The sequence below is a fragment of the Lentzea sp. NPDC020367 genome (assembly GCF_044387305.1).
In the GTDB taxonomy this organism is placed as follows: domain Bacteria; phylum Actinomycetota; class Actinomycetes; order Mycobacteriales; family Pseudonocardiaceae; genus Lentzea.
Genome location: NZ_JBIRVV010000005.1, coordinates 293,050 through 309,648 on the forward strand (window position 1 = coordinate 293,050; position 16,599 = coordinate 309,648).

The following is a 16,599-nucleotide window of genomic DNA, read 5'->3' on the forward strand; positions in this document are numbered from 1 at the left end:
TTACATGATTACGTTGTAATCGACGTTACGCCTGCAATCAGCTGGTGGTGTTCGCCGTCAGCGAAGTGACCAGGGCATCTACCGTCACGACGGGCCTGTCGCACACGTAGCCACGGCACACGTAGGCCGCAGGGCCTTCGTCGACCAACGGCCGGTCTTCCAGCAACGGCGCGGACGAGGGCTCTCCGGCCACGACGACGCCGCCTCCGGGGACATGAGCCACCGCCGCCGCCCACAGCGACGCACGGCGCGAGTCGTCGGCACCCACCACGGCCACCTGCAACGGACCGGCTTCCAGCGCCTCGGCGACGGTCAGCCAGTGGCCGGCGAACCGGGGTGCCCGCGCGGCCAGCAGACCGGCCCGCGTGACGGCCTCCGACGCGGCGGTGAAGTACAGCGAAGAACGATCGGCGCCCGATAGCAGGGACGCCGTCGCCAGGGCCGAGGCCAGCGAGGACGCACCGGAGGGCGACGCGTTGTCGGTCGAGTCGGCGGGACGGCGGACCAGGGTCTCGGCGTCGTCGGCGGTGTCGAAGTAGGCGCCGGGCGAGTCCGGGGCGGCGAACCGCGCGAGAGCGGTGTCCAGCAGGCCGCACGCCAGGTCGAGCCACCGGATCGAGCCGGTGACCTGGTGCAACGCCAGCAGGCCGTCGGCGAGGCAGCCGTAGTCCTCCAGCACGCCGAACGACGGTCCCGCCACGCCGTCCCGCGAGGTCCGCAGCAGCCTGCCTTCGACCACGTGCACCGAGGCCAGCAACTCCGCGGCCTCCGAGGCCGCCGCGATCCACGACGGCTCACCGAAGAACGCGCCCGCCTCGGCCAGCGCGGCGATCGCCATGCCGTTCCAGGAGGCGATCACCTTGTCGTCCCGGCCGGGCTGCGGCCTTCCGGCGCGCACCGCCAGCAGCGCGGCCCGCACCTCCTCCCCCGGCTCCGACACGAACCGGAGCGTCGACCTGCCGTCCTCGAAGTTCGGTTCGGAGGTCACGCCGAACGCGGCCGCCGCGTCGCCCAGTTCCTCGAACGACCACACGTAGGTCAGGCCCTCGACGCCCTCGGTGTCCGCGTCCAGCGAGGCCGCGAACCCACCCTCCGCCGTGCGCAGATCCCTCAGCAGGAACGACGCCGTGTCCCGCGCGACCCGCTCGTAGCGGTCAGACCGCGTCACCCGCGTCAGATGCGTGTAGAAGCGAAGCAGCAAAGCGTTGTCGTACAACATCTTTTCGAAGTGCGGCACCACCCACGACGCATCGACGCTGTACCGCGCGAACCCGCCGCCGAGCTGGTCGTACAGGCCGCCGTTGGCCATCGCGTCGGCCGTCGCGGTCGCCATCGAGACGGCCTCGACCGAGCCGGTGCGTTCGTGGTGGCGCAGCAGGAACTCCAGCGCCATCGACGGCGGGAACTTCGGCGCGCCACCGAATCCGCCGTGGCGCCGGTCGAACTCGCCCAGCAACGACACCACGGCGCCCGCCAGCGCGTCCGAGTCCACAGCGGACGGAGGCAGCGGCGCCGCGTGGCGCGAAATCTCTTCCACCACAGCGGAAGCCGACTCCAGGATCTCACCCGGCCGCTCGGCCCACGTCGCCGTCACGGCCTCGATGAGCTGCGTGAACGACGGCATGCCCGGCCGCGGCGACGGCGGGTAGTAGGTGCCCGCGTGGAACGGCCGCGCGTCGGGCGTGAGGAACACCGTCATCGGCCATCCGCCCTGGCCGGTCATGGCCTGCGTGACCTCCATGTACACGGCGTCGACGTCCGGGCGTTCCTCGCGATCCACCTTCACCGACACGAAGTTCGCGTTCAGGAAGGCAGCGACCTCCGCGTCCTCGAAGGACTCGTGCGCCATCACGTGACACCAGTGGCAGGCCGCGTAACCGATGGACAGAAGCACCGGCACGTTGCGCCGTCGCGCCTCCTCGAACGCCTCCGCGGACCAGGGCCACCAGTCGACCGGGTTGTCCGCGTGCTGCAGCAGGTAGGGGCTGGTCGCGTGCGCAAGCCGGTTAGTCATGCCTCCACCCTAAATCGCCTGCGGAAACAGCGACTGTCGATCAGACTCGACCTCGTGTTGCTCACCATGACCACGACGCACCAGCCGGCGACCGATCTCGGCCACCTGCTGCACAAGCATCCCGACCGGGCTCAGTCCTTCACGACGAGCTCGGGCATCGCGCACGTCTTCTACCCGAAGGCGACGAACGAGGAATGCACGGTCGCCCTCCTGCTGGAGGTCGACCCCATCGCGCTCGTCCGAGGTCCCGGCAGCACGCTCACCCAATACGTCAACGACAGGCCGTACGCGGCCGGGTCGTTGCTCACCGTCGCGCTCGGCAGCGTGTTCCGCACGGCCATGAACGGCCGCAGCGAGAGCTACCCCGAGCTCGCCGCGACGCCGATTCCGCTGGTCGTCCGCGTTCCCGCGCTGCCGCACCGGCTCGCGGAGCGACTGTTCACGCCACTCGGTTGGGACGTAACGGTCTCCGAGCACGGCGACTCGCGCTTCGGCGACGTGACGCTGACCGGCACCGTGAGGCTCAGTGACGCGCTGAAGCACCTCTACGTGCTGCTGCCCGTGCTCGACGGCGGCAAGCACTACTGGGTCGCGGCCGACGAGGTCGACAAGCTGCTCAAGGCAGGTGACGGCTGGCTGGCCGCGCACCCGGACAAGGAGCTGATCACCACCCGCTACCTGGCGCGCAAGCGACCGTTGATCACCTCGGCCCTGGAACGGCTCGCGGACGTCGACGAGGTCGAGCCGGAGGAGCTGGACAACGCGCTGGCCGAACCGAAGATCTCCCTTGCCGTGCAACGCAAGGAGGCCGTGATCAAGGCCCTGAAGGACGCGCGGGCCAAGCGCGTGCTCGACCTCGGTTGCGGCGGCGGGGCGTTGCTGCGCGCGCTCGTCAACGAGCCCGAGTTCACCGAGATCCACGGTGTCGACGTGTCCGCGAAGGCGTTGCAGGAGGCCGCGCGCAAGCTGCACCTGGACCGCATGGGCGACCGTCAGCGCGAGCGGATCACGTTGCGGCAGTCGGCTTTGACGTACGCCGACACCGAGCTGGCCGGCTACGACGCGGCGGTGCTGATGGAAGTCGTCGAGCACGTCGACCCGTCGCGCCTGCCCGCGCTGGAGCACTCGGTGTTCACCGTGGCACGACCGGCGACCGTGCTGGTGACGACGCCGAACGTCGAGTACAACGTGCTGTTCGAGACGTTGCCGGAAGGGCAGATGCGCCACTCGGACCACCGTTTCGAGTGGACGCGGGCAGAGTTCGAAGCGTGGGCGGACGGCGTCGCCGAACGCCGTGGTTACCGCGTGCGGTACGTGCCGATCGGGCCGGAGGACGCCGAACGCGGCGCGCCGACCCAGATGGCCGTGTTCAGCCTGGGAGACGAGAACTGATGGAACTGAAGATCCCTGACCTGTGTCTGGTCGTGCTGGTCGGCGCCTCCGGTTCCGGCAAGTCCACGTTCGCGCGCAAGCACTTCCTGCCCACGCAGGTGCTGTCGAGCGACTACTTCCGCGGGCTCGTGTCCGACGACGAGAACGACCAGTCGGCGTCCGCGGCCGCGTTCGACGTGCTGCACTACGTGGCGTCCAAGCGACTGGAGGCCGGGCGCGTCACGGTCATCGACGCGACCAACGTGCAGGCGCCGGACCGCGCCAAGCTGATCGAGGTCGCGAAGAAGGCGAACGTGCTGCCGGTCGCGATCGTGCTCGACACCCCGACCGAGGTGTGCCTGGCGCGCAACGCACAGCGCCCCGACCGCGACTTCGGCGCGCACGTCGTGAAGCGGCACCGGTCGGCGTTGCGGCGCTCGTTGAAGTTCCTCGGCAAGGAGGGCTTCAAGCGCGTCCACGTGCTGCGCTCAGAGTCCGATGTGGACAACTCGACGATCGTGTACGAGCGACTGCTCAACGACCTCAAGCACGAGACCGGTCCGTTCGACGTGTTCGGTGACGTGCACGGTTGCCGTGCCGAGTTGGAGGAACTGCTCGTCGAACTCGGGTACTCGCTGGTTCGCGACGACGAAGGCCGCGCTGTCGACGCGGTCCCGCCTGATGGCCGCAAGGCCGTGTTCGTCGGCGACCTGGTGGACCGCGGGCCGGACACCCCTGGCGTGCTGCGCCTGGTCATGGGCATGGTCGCGGCCGGACACGCCTTGAGCGTGCGCGGAAACCACGAGGAGAAGCTCGTGCGGGCGATGCGCGGGCACAAGGTGACGGTCCGGCACGGGCTGGAGAAGTCGCTGGAGCAGCTCGCGCACGAGTCGGAGGAGTTCCGCCTGGCCGCGACCCGGTTCTGCGACGGGCTGGTCGCGCATTACGTGCTGGACGGCGGAAACCTCGTCGTCGCGCACGCCGGCCTGCCCGAGCGCTACCACGGCCGCGCGTCCGGGAAGGTGCGCAGTTTCGCCTTGTACGGTGACACGACCGGCGAGACCGACGCGCACGGGATGCCGGTGCGCCTGCCGTGGGCGAACGACTACCGCGGGGCGGCGATGGTGCTGTACGGCCATGTCCTGGTGCCCGAGGCCGAGTGGATCAACAACACCATGTGCCTCGAAACGGGCGTGGTGTTCGGCGGGAAGCTGACCGCGTTGCGCTACCCGGAGCGGGAAACCGTTTCCGTGAAGGCACATCAGGTCTGGTACGAGAGCGACGCGCCGTTCCCGCCGAAGGCCGTCGAGCGCGCGCCGGACGTGCTGGCGCTCACCGACGTCACCGGTCTGCGCCGGATCGACACGGCGCTGCTCGGTGCCGTGACGGTCCGCGCGGAGCAGTCGGCTTCGGCGCTGGAGGTCATGAGCCGGTTCGCGATCGACCCGCACGACCTGCTGTACCTGCCGCCGACGATGGCACCTGTCGCGACCTCGCAGCGCGACGACGTGCTGGAGCACCCGTCGGAGGCGTTCGCCGACTACCTCGCGGCCGGTGTCTCGCAGGTGATCTGCGAGGAGAAGCACATGGGCTCGCGTGCGGTGTTGTTGGTGCGCAAGGAAGGCGGTGCGATCTACACGCGCACCGGGCGTGCGTTCTTCGACGGCGCGCTGGGCGTCGAACTGCTCGACGGTGTGCGTTCGGCGTGCGCCGGGCTGTTCGAGGAGTTCGCCACGGACTGGCTGCTCCTCGACGCCGAGCTGATGCCGTGGAACGCCAAGGCGTCCGGGCTGATCCGCGAGCAGTACGCGGCGGTCGGGGCGGCGGCCGGTGGCGCGCTGCCGGTGGCGGTCGACGCTTTGTCCGCGGCTGCCGCTCGTGGCGTGGATGTGGCGGACCTGCTCGCGCGCACGTCGCAGCGTGCTTCGAACGCCGCGGCCTACAGCGCCGCCTACGAGCGGTACTGCTGGCCGACGGAGGGATTGGAGGGCGTGCGGATCGCGCCGTTCCAGTTGCTCGCGGCGGAGGGACAGACGTTCCACGACCGTTCGCACCTGTGGCACCTGTCGGTGTTGGCCCGGCTGGAAGGTCCGTTGTTCCAGCAGACCCGGCACCTGGTGGTCGACGTCGGCGACCCCGCGCAGGTGGCCGCCGGTGTGCGGTGGTGGGAGGAGCTGACCGCGGACGGCGGCGAGGGCATGGTCGTGAAGCCGCTGGCGAACCTCGGCGGACGCGTGCAGCCGGCCGTGAAGGTGCGCGGGCGCGAGTACCTGCGGATCATCTACGGCCCGGACTACACGACGCCTTCGAACCTGTCGCGGCTGCGCAAGCGCGCTCTCGGTCGCAAGCGCGGACTCGCCCTGCGCGAGTACGCCCTGGGCATCGAGGCGTTGGAACGTCTCGTGCGCGGCGAGCCGTTGTGGCGCGTGCACGAGTGCGTGTTCGGAGTGTTGGCGTTGGAATCAGAACCGGTGGACCCACGACTGTGATCCTCGAAGCCGTGATCGGGTCGCACGCCTACGGGCTGGCGACACCCGAGTCCGATGTGGACAGACGGGGCGTGTTCGTCGCGCCCACCGAGTCGTTCTGGCTCCTCGAGAAGCCGCCGACGTCGGTCGAGGGCCCTGCCCCGGAGCAGCTCAGCTGGGAGGTCGAGCACTTCTGCAAGCTGGGCCTGAAGTCGAACCCGACGGTGCTCGAAACGCTGGTGAGCCCGCTGGTGGAGATCAGCACGCCGATGGGGGAGGAACTGCGGGACCTGTTGCCCGCGTTCCTCTCCCGCTACGCCGTGCGAGCGTTCACGCGCGCGACGGAGATGCAGCTGTCGCGCGCGGGCCGCAACCTCAAGCCGAAGCAGCTCATGCACGTCGTGCGGCTGCGCCTGGTGGGCCTTCACCTGTTGCGCACCGGCGTCTACGACATCGCCGCGGACCGTTCGTTGCTTCAGATCCGCGACGGCTCGATGGCCTGGGACGACGCGGTGGCGTGGGCACATCGGCTCGGCGACGAGATCGCTGAGGCTGAGGGCCCGCTGCCCGAGGACCCGGATCGGGCGCGGGTCGAGGACTGGTTGGTGTCGGTGCGCAGGAGGATGTTGTGAGCTACGAGGTACCCGACCTGAGCGAGGTGGTCGCCGAGCAGTCGCACGGCCTGCTGTTCGCGACCGTGTCCGGCGCGCACCTGTACGGCTTCCCGTCGCGGGACTCGGACGTGGACCTGCGCGGTGTGCACGTGCTGCCGCTCCCGGAGGTCCTGGGCCTGCGGCGCGGCCCGGAGACCAAGGAACGGATGTGGGTGCGCGACGGCGTCGAGATCGACCTGGTCACGCACGACGTGCAGAAGTTCTGCAAGCTGCTCACCCGCCCCAACGGCTACGTGCTGGAGCAACTGCTCTCACCGCTGGTCGTGCACACCACGGACGCGCACCGCAAGCTCGCCGACCTCGCAGCGGGATGCCTGACCTCACGGCACGGGCACCACTACCGCGGGTTCGCCGCGACGCAATGGCGGCTGTTCGAGAAGACCGCCGAGATCAAGCCGCTGCTCTACACGTTCCGCGCGCTGCTGACCGGCGTGCACCTGCTGCGCACCGGCGAGGTGAACGCGCACCTGCCGACGCTGCTCGAGAAGCTCGACGGCCCGGACTACCTGCCGGGCCTCATCGAGGCCAAGATCCTCGGCGAGCACCGGGCGCTGGCCGGGGTGCCGAGGCGGCCCGCTCCCGAGCAGTTGGAGGCGGACCTCACCCACTGGCAGGAGGAGTTGCGGCAGGCGCGGGAGACCAGCGACCTGCCGTTGGAGCCGCCGGCGTTCGACGAGGTCCACGACTTCGTGGTGGAGCTCAGGCTGAGCTAGTCCTTCTTCTCGGACGCGGGCTCGGCAGGGGCTTCCTTCGAAGCCTCCGCCGGCTCGTCGAACGACGCCGGCAAGCCCTTGATGTGCTTGTTCATCGACTTCACGAGGAAGAAGATCGCGATGAAGAAGACGATCAGCAGGACGAGGCCGACCGGGGAGGACTTGCCGAAGTCCTCGCCCTGGCCGCCCTTGTCATTGCCGTCGTTCGTGTTCGACGGCTGCACGGCGACGAGCGCCACCGTGCTGCCGAGGGAGAAGTCTGGGGAAAGCACCCCTAGACCTTAACTCCGGCGAACAGGTCGTTCTCCGGCAGAGTCGAGTCCACCTGCGACCGCACGAGCTCGTACTCCTCAGTCGGCCAGATCTCGCGCTGGAGTTCCATCGGGATGGCGAACCAGCGGCTGGTCGGGTCGATCTGGGTGGCGTGGGCCTTCAGCGCCTCGTCGCGGACGTCGAAGTAGTCCGCGCACTCGACCTGCGTGGTCACGCGGTCCATCACGTCCGGGCGGTCGGTGCTCCAGTTCGCGAGCCACTCGGTGTACGGCGACTCGATGCCGCGCGCTTCCATCGCCTCGTGGAACGCGACGATCTTGGCGCGCGAGAAGCCGTGGCCGTAGTAGACCTTCCGCGGCTCCCACGCCTCACCCAGTTCCGGCTGGTACGAGGCGTCGGCGGCGGCGTCCAGGGCTGCCATCGAGATCTCGTGCGTGCGGATGTGGTCCGGGTGCGGGTAGCCGCCGTTCTCGTCGTAGGTCACCACGACGTGCGGGCGGAAGTCGCGGATGGCCTCGACCAGGGACGGCACCGACTCCTCCAGCGGCACGAGGGCGAAGCACCCCTCGGGCAGCGGCGGCAGCGGGTCGCCCTCGGGCAGGCCCGAGTCCTTGAAGCCCAGCCAGCGGTGCTGGATGCCGAGGATCTTGGCCGCGCGGGCCATCTCCTCGCGGCGGACCTCGATGATGTTCTCGAGCACGTCCGGCCTGTCCATCGCCGGGTTGAGGATGCTGCCCGCACCACCGTCGGTACAGGTCACGACCATCACGTCGTGCCCTTCCGCGATGTAGCGAGCCATCGAGGCCGCGCCCTTGCTCGACTCGTCGTCGGGATGTGCGTGCACTGCCATAAGGCGCAGCTTTTCGGCCATGACCCCCGTGGTCCTCCTGTGTGAACGGTCCTGCGACACTCATCAACTGAACGCCGGGCACCATTGTTCCCCAGAGGCCGAGGAGGACGCGGACAAGTGGCACAGCGCGTGCTCCCCGAGGGGCGCTACAGCAAACAGAGCCGCAAGCCGCTGGCCAAGTGGACGCGGTGGGCGTTACTCGCTGTAGCCGTTGCGGTGGGTGCCCTGATCGCCTTCGTCGGTTACCGAAATCTCGGCACTAAACCGATCGAAGCCAAGCAGACCGCGTTCATCCTCCTCAACGACGACCAGGTGAAGGTCAGTTTCGAGGTTTCCCGCGATCAACCGGAGCGCGCTGCCGTCTGCATCATTCGGGCCCGGTCCAAGGACGGGGACGAAGCGGGTAGACGCGAAGTTCTGGTGCCGCCGGGAAATGACGTCGTCGTAGAGACAACAGTTCTCCGCACCTCGAAGCCGCCGGTCACCGGCGAGGTGTTCGGGTGCTCCTACCAGGTTCCCGCCTACTTGTCCACGAGCTAGCGGCCAAGCGGGTGATCTGCGGTTTAAACGGCGAGATGGGGAACAAATCGCCGTCGCTGAACGTTGTCTGCGTGTTACTATTGCCGCTCAAGCACGGCCCCGGCGCGGGCCGTGTTTTTCCGTTCCGGGCCAGCGGCCCGGGAACTATCTGGTGACACGTGTGCACCAGAGCAAGACGAGGAGTTGGTGACCGTGAGCGACACCCAGGTGACCTGGCTGACCCAGGAGGCCTACGACCGGCTCAAGGCTGAGCTGGACGAACTTATCGCGTACCGCCCGGTCATGGCTGCCGAGATCAACGCCCGTCGCGAAGAGGGCGACCTGCGTGAGAACGGCGGCTACCACGCGGCTCGCGAGGAGCAGGGCAAGCAGGAGGCGCGCATCCGCCAGCTGCACGAGCTGCTCCAGGCCGCCAAGGTCGGCGAGGCTCCCACCACCAAGGGTGTTGCAGCACCGGGCACAGTGCTGACGATCCGCTACGAAGGCGACGACGAGGCGGAGACCTTCCTTCTCGCGACCCGCGAAGAAGGCGCGCACGGGGAGATGGAGGTCTACTCTCCCCTGTCGCCGCTCGGCAAGGCGCTGAACGGTGCGAAGGACGGCGAGACCGTGTCCTACGAGCTGCCGAACGGCAAGCAGCAGAAGGTCACGCTGATCTCCGCGGTTCCTTACCAGTCGTAGTCACGCCACATAAACGTGCGAAGGGGCGGTCACCTCGGTGGCCGCCCCTTCACGCGTTCCAATAGCGGCCGCACGCGTGGAGGCACGGGCGTTGACAAAGCAATGGAGGTCGACAAACGACGAACGTGAGGCACGTCAACAATGTGATCGACCACGCGTTGCAGGTCCGCGTTCGACCTCGCGACCATTCGCACGAACAGATCGCCTTGGCCCGTTGTCGCGTGCACCTCGCACACCTCGCTGATAGCGGCCAGCCCTTCGCACACCTCGGCCCGGCGCCCCTGCGCGATCTCGACCGTCGCGAACGCCGTCAGCCCGTAGCCCATCGCGCCGAGGTCGAGCGCCGGCGGGAACCCGGTGAGCACGCCCCGCTCGACCAGTCTGTCCAGCCGGGCCTGCACGGTTCCGCGGGCGACCCCCAGCCTGCGTGAGCATTCGAGGACGCCCAGACGGGGCTCGTCCGTCAAGAGCAGGAGCAGCTTCGCGTCCAGTTCGTCCACGGGCTGGTCAGAGTGCTCACTCTGCTGATCCAAGGGCATAGATCACTATACAAACTGTCCTGTGAATTCGCTGACTGTTGCTCACCCTGCTAGGTCGAATCATGCTGATGGACATGACGCAGCAGCTTGACGACGTGAGCTACGACCAGCTCCGGCAGCTCGTGGGGTTGGTCGACTACGACGCGACCAAGGACCCCTTCCCCGTGCGCGCCATGGACGCCGTGGTGTTCGTCGCGGGCAACGCCACGCAGACCGCGTGGCTCTACCAGGTGGCGTTCGGCATGGAGCTCGTGGCCTACGCGGGCCCCGAGACCGGCCAGCGCACCCACAAGTCGTTCGTGCTGAAGTCGGGCTCGGCCCGCTTCGTGATCCACGGCGGCGTCACGCCCGGTTCCGAACTCCTCGACCACCACCGCCGTCACGGCGACGGCGTCATCGACCTGGCACTGGAGGTCGGCGACGTCGACCAGTGCATCAAGCACGCCCGCGAGCAGGGCGCGACCGTCCTCGAAGAGCCGCACGACGTGTCCGACGAACACGGCACCGTGCGCCTCGCCGCGATCGCGACGTACGGCGAGACCCGCCACACGCTCGTCGACCGCTCGAAGTACGAGGGCATCTACCTGCCCGGTTACGTGGCGCGCAGCTCGTCCGTGAAGCGTCCGGAAGGCGCGCCGAAGCGTCTGTTCCAGGCCGTCGACCACTGCGTCGGCAACGTCGAGCTCGGCAAGATGGACTACTGGGTCGAGTGGTACAACCGCGTCATGGGCTTCGTGAACATGGCGGAGTTCATCGGCGACGACATCGCCACGGACTACTCGGCGCTGATGTCCAAGGTCGTCTCGAACGGCAACCACCGGGTCAAGTTCCCGCTCAACGAGCCGGCGATCGCGAAGAAGAAGTCGCAGATCGACGAGTACCTGGAGTTCTACGAGGGCGCGGGCGTCCAGCACATCGCGCTGGCGACCAACGACATCATCAAGACCGTCACGGCCATGCGCGACGCGGGCGTCGAGTTCCTCGAAACGCCCGACTCCTACTACGACGACCCCGAGCTCCGCGCGCGCATCGGCGAGGTCCGGGTTCCGATCGAGACCCTGAAGGAACATCGCATCCTGGTCGACCGCGACGAGGACGGCTACCTGCTGCAGATCTTCACGAAGCCGATCGGCGACCGCCCGACCGTCTTCTACGAAATGATCGAGCGGCACGGCTCGCTGGGCTTCGGCAAGGGCAACTTCAAGGCCCTTTTCGAGGCGATCGAGCGCGAACAGGAGCGACGCGGCAACCTCTGATGGCGATCCCCCGGTAGGCTGCCTTACGGGGGACTCACATCGGGTGGAGGTGGCATGGCATTCGCGCGACGCGTGGCCGCGGTGATTCCGCTGGTCGGAGCCGTGACCACGGCTGTGGCACTGACCGGCGCGGCGTTCCTGACCGTGGCGCACGCAGGCTGTGACGAGGCCGGCCGCTTCGTCCGCACCGGCGACGCGATCCAGTTCGTCGGCGGCTGTGTGAACGGCGCCGACCTACCGTCGGCTCCGACAGCCGAGGCCGAGAACGTGGACAGGTTCGGCGGCTCGAAGAAGCCTTAGAAGACGCGAAAGGCCCCTCCCGGCCGGGAGGGGCCTTTCGCGTTGCCGGGAGAACTCAGCCCAGGGCTTCGAGCAGGTCAGCCACCAGGTCGTCGCCGGACTCGATGCCCACCGACACGCGGACCAGATCGGCCGGCACCTCCAGCAGCGACCCGGAAGTAGACGCGTGCGTCATCTTCCCGGGGTGCTCGATCAGCGACTCGACCCCGCCCAGCGACTCGGCCAGCAGGAACAGCTTGGTCCGCGCGCAGACCTCGAGAGCCGCCTCCTCGCCACCGTCGACGATGAACGACACCATCCCGCCGAACCGGCTCATCTGCTTGGCCGCGACGGCGTGGCCGGGGTGCGACTCCAGGCCGGGGTAGATGACCTTCTTCACCTTCGGGTGCCGCGTCAGGGCCTCGGCGACCAGCTCGGCGTTGTCGGAGTGCTTCTCCATCCGCAGCTGCAGCGTCTTGATGCCGCGCAACGTCAGGTAGGCGTCGAACGGCCCGGGCACAGCACCGGCACCGTTCTGCAGGAAGCCGAACGCCGCGTCGACCTCCTCGTCAGAGGTGATCAGCGCACCACCCACTACGTCGGAGTGGCCGCCGACGTACTTGGTGGTCGAGTGCAGCACCACGTCCGCACCCAGCTCCAGAGGAGTCTGCAGGGCAGGCGAAGCGAAGGTGTTGTCCACGACCAGCTTCGCGCCGGACTCGTGCGCGACCGAGGCGATGGCCGCGATGTCGCCGATGTTCAGCAACGGGTTCGTGGGCGTCTCGATCCACACGAGCTTCGTCTCGGGACGGATGGCGGCGCGGATCGCGTCCACGTCGGACACGGGTGCCGGCGAGTGGGTGACGCCCCACTGGGAGAAGACCTTGTCGATCAGCCGGAACGTGCCGCCGTACGCGTCGTTCGGGATGACGATGTGGTCGCCGGGCTTGAGGAACGTGCGCAGCGCGGCGTCGGTCGCACCCATGCCGGAGGAGAACGCACGGCCGTAACGGCCGCGTTCGAGCGACGCGAGGCACGTCTCCAGTGCGCGGCGGGTCGGGTTGCCGGTGCGCGAGTACTCGAAGCCCTCACGCAGGCCTCCGACGCCGTCCTGGGCGTACGTCGAGGTCGCGTAGATGGGCACGTTCACCGCACCCGTGGTCGGGTCCGGGTCCTGACCGGCGTGGATCGCCCTGGTGGCGAAGCCGTATGGGGTGCTCATGTCCGAAGGGTACTCACCCATCTGGCCGCCGACCGCAAGTGTCCAAGCAGTGAAAACAGACCAGCCCCCGGCCGTGATGGCCGGGGGCTGGTCGAAGTGCTGCAGAGGGACTTACCAGCCCTGCTGCTGGCCGCCGTAGCCCTGCTGCGGGGGCTGGCCGTAGCCACCCTGCTGCGGGGGCTGCTGCTGCGGGTAGCCGCCCGTGCTCGGCTGCTGCGGGTAGCCACCGGTGCCGGGCTGCTGCGGGTATCCGCCGCCGCCGTAGGACGCGGTGTCCGGCCAGTTGATGACGACCGTGCCGCAGATCTTGTCGGAGTAGGTCTCCTTCTTCGGCTGGTTCCACAACGGCGCGAGGTAGTTGATCAGCGAGCCGATGCCGCAGAGCAGACCGAACGCGTTGTTCAGCAGAAGGCGCAGGAAGGCCACACCGCCGCCGGGCGGCTGCTGCGTGTCCTCCTTGATGACCTTGATCTTCGCGACCTTCTTGCCGATCGACTGGCCAGTGGAACCGCCCTTGAGGACCGTGTTCCAGATGTAGAAGCCGAAGAGACCGCCGTAGCCGACCACGTAGGCGATCAGCACGAAGAGGCCGGCGGAGGACGCGTCACCCGTGCTCGCGCCGATTCCGCTGAAGACACCGATGATCACGGCGGCGACCAGGCCGGGAGCGCCGTAGTCGATGAGGCCCGCGACGGCGCGCGAACCCCACTCGGCGTAGCCGGTCGGAGGCATCGGGGCGCCGTAGCCGGGCTGGCCGTAGCCGCCGGGCTGGCCGTACGGCTGCTGCTGCGGCTGGCCGTACGGGCTCGACTGCGGAGCGCCGTAGGGCTGCTGCGGCTGACCGTAGGGCTGTTGCTGCTGCGGCTGGCCGTACGGGTTGGACTGCGGCGCGCCGTAAGGCTGCTGCGGCTGACCGTAGGGCTGCTGCGGAGCGCCGTACTGGGGCGGCTGCTGGGCGGGGAATCCGCCAGAGCCGGGTCCCTGCGCCGGGAAGCCACCCGAAGCGGGAGGCACCTGCCCGGGGCTGACGACCTGGGTGGCGTCCGCGTTCTGCTGCGGTGCGGCGGGAGCCTGACCAGGCGAGACGACCTGCGTCGCGTCCGGGTTCGGGTATGCCGAAGTCGGCTGCCCACCCCCTGGGACGATCTGCGTGGCGTCCGCGTTGGGCTCCTGCTGCGGCTGACCGCCGAACTGGTTTCCTGGCGGCTGCGGAGCGTTCATCCGGTTTCCAACCCCCTTGGCTGGGCCGTGGGTACGAGTAAGACTGATGATGATCTGGGGCGTCACGCTATCGGACGCACCGGCCTCTACGCTCAGCGACCAGCCAAGAACCCCAGAATGTCCTGCCGAGTTACCACTCCGGCGGGCTTGCCGTCCTCCAGGACGAGAGCGGCGTCGGCGTGCGAGAGCGCGTTCATGGCGATGCCGACCGGCTCACCGGCGCCGAGCGTGGGCAGCGGCGGCGACATGTGCTTGTCGAGGCGGTCGGACAGCTGGGCCTTGCCGGTGAACAGGGCGTCGAGCAGGTCGCGCTCGTTGACCGCGCCCGCGACCTCGGCCGCCATGATGGGCGGTTCGGCGTTGACGACGGGCATCTGCGAGACACCGAACTCGCGCAGGATCGCGACGGCGTCACCCACGGTCTCGTTGGGGTGCGCGTGCACGAGGTCGGGGAGCATGCCGCCCTTGCGGCGCAGCACGTCGCCGACGGTCGCGCCGGTCGAGTCGGGCGGCAGGAAGCCGTAGGACGCCATCCAGCGGTCGTTGAAGACCTTGGACAGGTAGCCGCGGCCGCCGTCCGGGAGGATCACGACGACGACGGCGTCTTCTGGCAGGTCACGGGCGATGCGCAGCGCGGCGGCGGCCGCCATGCCGCAGGAACCGCCGACGAGCAGGCCTTCCTCGCGGGCGAGGCGGCGGGTGGTGTCGAACGAGTCCGCGTCCGAGACCTCGACGATCTGGTCGCAGATGGTCTTGTCGTACGCCTCCGGCCAGAAGTCCTCGCCGACGCCCTCGACCAGGTACGGGCGACCGGTGCCGCCGGAGTAGACGGAGCCTTCCGGGTCAGCGCCGATGACCTGCACGGCGCCGTCGGAGATCTCCTTGAGGTAGCGGCCGGTGCCGGAGATCGTGCCGCCGGTGCCGACGCCCGCGACGAAGTGCGTGATCTTGCCGGCGGTCTGGCGCCAGATCTCGGGGCCGGTCTGGTGGTAGTGGCTCGCCGGGTTCTCCGGGTTGGAGTACTGGTCGGGCTTCCACGCGCCGGGGATCTCGCGGACCAGCCGGTCGGAGACGTTGTAGTACGAGTCCGGGTGCTCGGGCGCGACGGCGGTCGGGCACACCACGACCTCGGCGCCGTAGGCCTTGAGGACGTTGCGCTTGTCCTCGCTGACCTTGTCCGGGCAGACGAACACGCACTTGTAGCCCTTGCGCTGGGCGACCAGGGCGAGCCCGACGCCGGTGTTGCCCGAGGTCGGCTCGACGATCGTGCCGCCGGGCTGAAGTTCACCCGATTTCTCCGCGGCCTCGACCATCCGCAGCGCGATGCGGTCCTTCACGCTGCCGCCGGGGTTCAGGTACTCGACCTTGGCCAGCACGGTGGCCTTGATCCCCGTGGTCAGGGAGTTGAGCTTGACCAGCGGCGTGTTGCCGACCAGATCGACGACGTGCTCGACGTACTCCACCGGTATCTACTCCCTGCTCCCACTCTCCGAGATAGCGGGACGAAGCCTAGCTCTAGTGGCTGCGGAGGTTAATTCGAACAGCGGAACCGACGATTCCACTGGAAAGGGGGTGTTGCGGATGATCGGACTCAGGACGCTGCGTGCTGTGGCGATGACCGCCGCGACGCTCGGAGGCCTGTCGGGCGCCCTGGTCGGATTGCTCACGGAGCAGGGCAGACGTGCTCGGACGGCCATCGGCGTGCTGGAGCACCTGTGGCCGGCGCCGGACGGCGTGTACCTCGACGACGGCCGCGATCCGCTGCGGCTGGCGGTGCTCGGCGACTCGATGGCGGTGGGCGTCGGTGTGACCCATCCCTCGCAGATGCCGGGCGTGCTGCTGGCCCAGGCGCTGGCGGAGGAGGCCGAACGGCCGGTGCGCCTGTCCACCTACGCCATCAGCGGCTCGACCACCCGTGACCTGGTGCCGCAGGTCGACGCGGCCGTGCAGGACGCGCCCCAGGTCGCGTTGATCATCATCGGCGCGAACGACGTGACGTCGCGGATGAGCCCCGCCGAGTCGGGACGGCTGCTGGCCGAGCAGGTGCGCAAGCTGCGCGCGATCGGCTGCGGCGTCGTCGTCGGCACGTGCCCCGACCTGGGGATCGTGCGGCCGATTCCCCAGCCGTTGCGGATGGTCGGGCACCAGTACAGCCTGCGTCTCGCGGCCGCGCAGACCGCTGCCGTGCGCCGGGTGGGCGGCGTGCCGGTGTCGCTGGCGAACCTGCTGGCGCCGGAGTTCATGGCGCGGCACGTCGACATGTTCAGCTCGGACCGCTTTCACCCCAGTTCCGTCGGGTACGAGGCGGCGGCGGGCGTGTTGCTGGCGCCGTTGTGCCAGGTTGCGGGGCTGGGGTCGGGCTGGGGCGCACCTGCTCTGCCGTTGCGGTCGGCGGCCGCTTTGGCGGTCCGGCCATCCCGCGTGCCCGGATGGCTGCAAAGACGGCACGCATGAGTTCCGGAATTCTCGTCACGTGCGCTGGCCGGGGTGAGCGGGCG

Annotated in this window: 16 protein-coding genes; 9 read left to right on the top strand and 7 right to left on the bottom strand. The window is 68.8% G+C overall.

What is annotated here, in order from left to right; translation table 11 throughout:
• Positions 1 to 37 precede the first annotated feature (37 nt).
• Positions 38 to 2,014, bottom strand: coding sequence for a thioredoxin domain-containing protein (locus ACH413_RS23080; RefSeq protein WP_360037958.1), 1,977 nt, complete (start codon positions 2,012 to 2,014; stop codon positions 38 to 40).
• Between the two features lie 54 nt (positions 2,015 to 2,068).
• On the opposite strand from ACH413_RS23080, the gene ACH413_RS23085 reads away from it, so the two are divergent.
• The 4 genes from ACH413_RS23085 to ACH413_RS23100 are packed head-to-tail and all read left to right on the top strand — an operon-like array spanning position 2,069 to position 7,240.
• Positions 2,069 to 3,406, top strand: a complete 1,338-nt coding sequence (locus ACH413_RS23085) for a 3' terminal RNA ribose 2'-O-methyltransferase Hen1 (RefSeq protein WP_360037961.1) — start codon at positions 2,069 to 2,071, stop codon at positions 3,404 to 3,406.
• Positions 3,406 to 5,874 (top strand): polynucleotide kinase-phosphatase, encoded by a 2,469-nt coding sequence (locus ACH413_RS23090; protein WP_360037964.1) that lies wholly within the window; start codon positions 3,406 to 3,408, stop codon positions 5,872 to 5,874. The genes ACH413_RS23085 and ACH413_RS23090 overlap by 1 nt, the downstream gene beginning before the upstream one ends.
• An 11-nt stretch (positions 5,875 to 5,885) precedes the next feature.
• A complete protein-coding gene (locus tag ACH413_RS23095) occupies positions 5,886 to 6,485 on the top strand; it encodes a DNA polymerase beta superfamily protein (RefSeq protein WP_360037967.1) in 600 nt (199 codons plus the stop codon).
• Positions 6,482 to 7,240, top strand: coding sequence for a DNA polymerase beta superfamily protein (locus ACH413_RS23100; protein WP_360037970.1), 759 nt, complete (start codon positions 6,482 to 6,484; stop codon positions 7,238 to 7,240). Before ACH413_RS23095 ends, ACH413_RS23100 begins: the two co-directional genes overlap by 4 nt.
• Here ACH413_RS23100 and ACH413_RS23105 read toward each other — a convergent pair.
• Positions 7,237 to 7,512, bottom strand: coding sequence for a hypothetical protein (locus ACH413_RS23105; protein ID WP_396425140.1), 276 nt, complete (start codon positions 7,510 to 7,512; stop codon positions 7,237 to 7,239). The genes ACH413_RS23100 and ACH413_RS23105 overlap by 4 nt on opposite strands.
• 2 nt (positions 7,513 to 7,514) lie before the next feature.
• Positions 7,515 to 8,384, bottom strand: a complete 870-nt coding sequence (mca, locus tag ACH413_RS23110; RefSeq protein ID WP_360037973.1) for a mycothiol conjugate amidase Mca — start codon at positions 8,382 to 8,384, stop codon at positions 7,515 to 7,517.
• 96 nt (positions 8,385 to 8,480) lie between these two features.
• On the opposite strand from mca, the gene ACH413_RS23115 reads away from it, so the two are divergent.
• Positions 8,481 to 8,903 (top strand): DUF4307 domain-containing protein, encoded by a 423-nt coding sequence (locus ACH413_RS23115; protein ID WP_360037976.1) that lies wholly within the window; start codon positions 8,481 to 8,483, stop codon positions 8,901 to 8,903.
• Between the two features lie 183 nt (positions 8,904 to 9,086).
• Complete coding sequence (gene greA, locus ACH413_RS23120) at positions 9,087 to 9,584, top strand: transcription elongation factor GreA (protein WP_319971601.1); 498 nt, start codon at positions 9,087 to 9,089, stop codon at positions 9,582 to 9,584.
• Positions 9,585 to 9,613: 29 nt separating this feature from the next.
• Here greA and ACH413_RS23125 read toward each other — a convergent pair whose 3' ends face one another.
• On the bottom strand, positions 9,614 to 10,123 hold the full coding sequence (locus ACH413_RS23125; RefSeq protein WP_319980305.1) for an Lrp/AsnC family transcriptional regulator: 510 nt from the start codon (positions 10,121 to 10,123) through the stop codon (positions 9,614 to 9,616).
• A gap of 74 nt (positions 10,124 to 10,197) precedes the next feature.
• Here ACH413_RS23125 and hppD point away from each other — a divergent pair, with 74 nt between their 5' ends.
• Positions 10,198 to 11,379 (top strand): 4-hydroxyphenylpyruvate dioxygenase, encoded by a 1,182-nt coding sequence (gene hppD, locus ACH413_RS23130; RefSeq protein ID WP_360037979.1) that lies wholly within the window; start codon positions 10,198 to 10,200, stop codon positions 11,377 to 11,379.
• Positions 11,380 to 11,433: 54 nt separating this feature from the next.
• On the top strand, positions 11,434 to 11,679 hold the full coding sequence (locus tag ACH413_RS23135; RefSeq protein ID WP_093602603.1) for a hypothetical protein: 246 nt from the start codon (positions 11,434 to 11,436) through the stop codon (positions 11,677 to 11,679).
• A gap of 55 nt (positions 11,680 to 11,734) precedes the next feature.
• Here the strand turns inward: ACH413_RS23135 and ACH413_RS23140 are convergent, their stop codons facing one another.
• The 3 genes from ACH413_RS23140 to ACH413_RS23150 all read right to left on the bottom strand — a co-directional run bounded on the left by ACH413_RS23140 (position 11,735) and on the right by ACH413_RS23150 (position 15,564).
• The gene (locus tag ACH413_RS23140) at positions 11,735 to 12,880 is read right to left on the bottom strand and encodes a cystathionine gamma-synthase (RefSeq protein WP_360037982.1); all 1,146 of its coding nucleotides are present in this window, start codon (positions 12,878 to 12,880) and stop codon (positions 11,735 to 11,737) included.
• Positions 12,881 to 12,991: 111 nt separating this feature from the next.
• Positions 12,992 to 14,101: an RDD family protein gene (locus ACH413_RS23145; protein ID WP_360037985.1), complete on the bottom strand. Its 1,110-nt coding sequence runs from the start codon at positions 14,099 to 14,101 to the stop codon at positions 12,992 to 12,994.
• A 92-nt stretch (positions 14,102 to 14,193) separates the two neighbouring features.
• A complete protein-coding gene (locus tag ACH413_RS23150) occupies positions 14,194 to 15,564 on the bottom strand; it encodes a cystathionine beta-synthase (protein WP_360037988.1) in 1,371 nt (456 codons plus the stop codon).
• A gap of 118 nt (positions 15,565 to 15,682) precedes the next feature.
• On the opposite strand from ACH413_RS23150, the gene ACH413_RS23155 reads away from it, so the two are divergent.
• A complete protein-coding gene (locus ACH413_RS23155; protein WP_360037991.1) occupies positions 15,683 to 16,555 on the top strand; it encodes an SGNH/GDSL hydrolase family protein in 873 nt (290 codons plus the stop codon).
• Positions 16,556 to 16,599 lie beyond the last annotated feature (44 nt).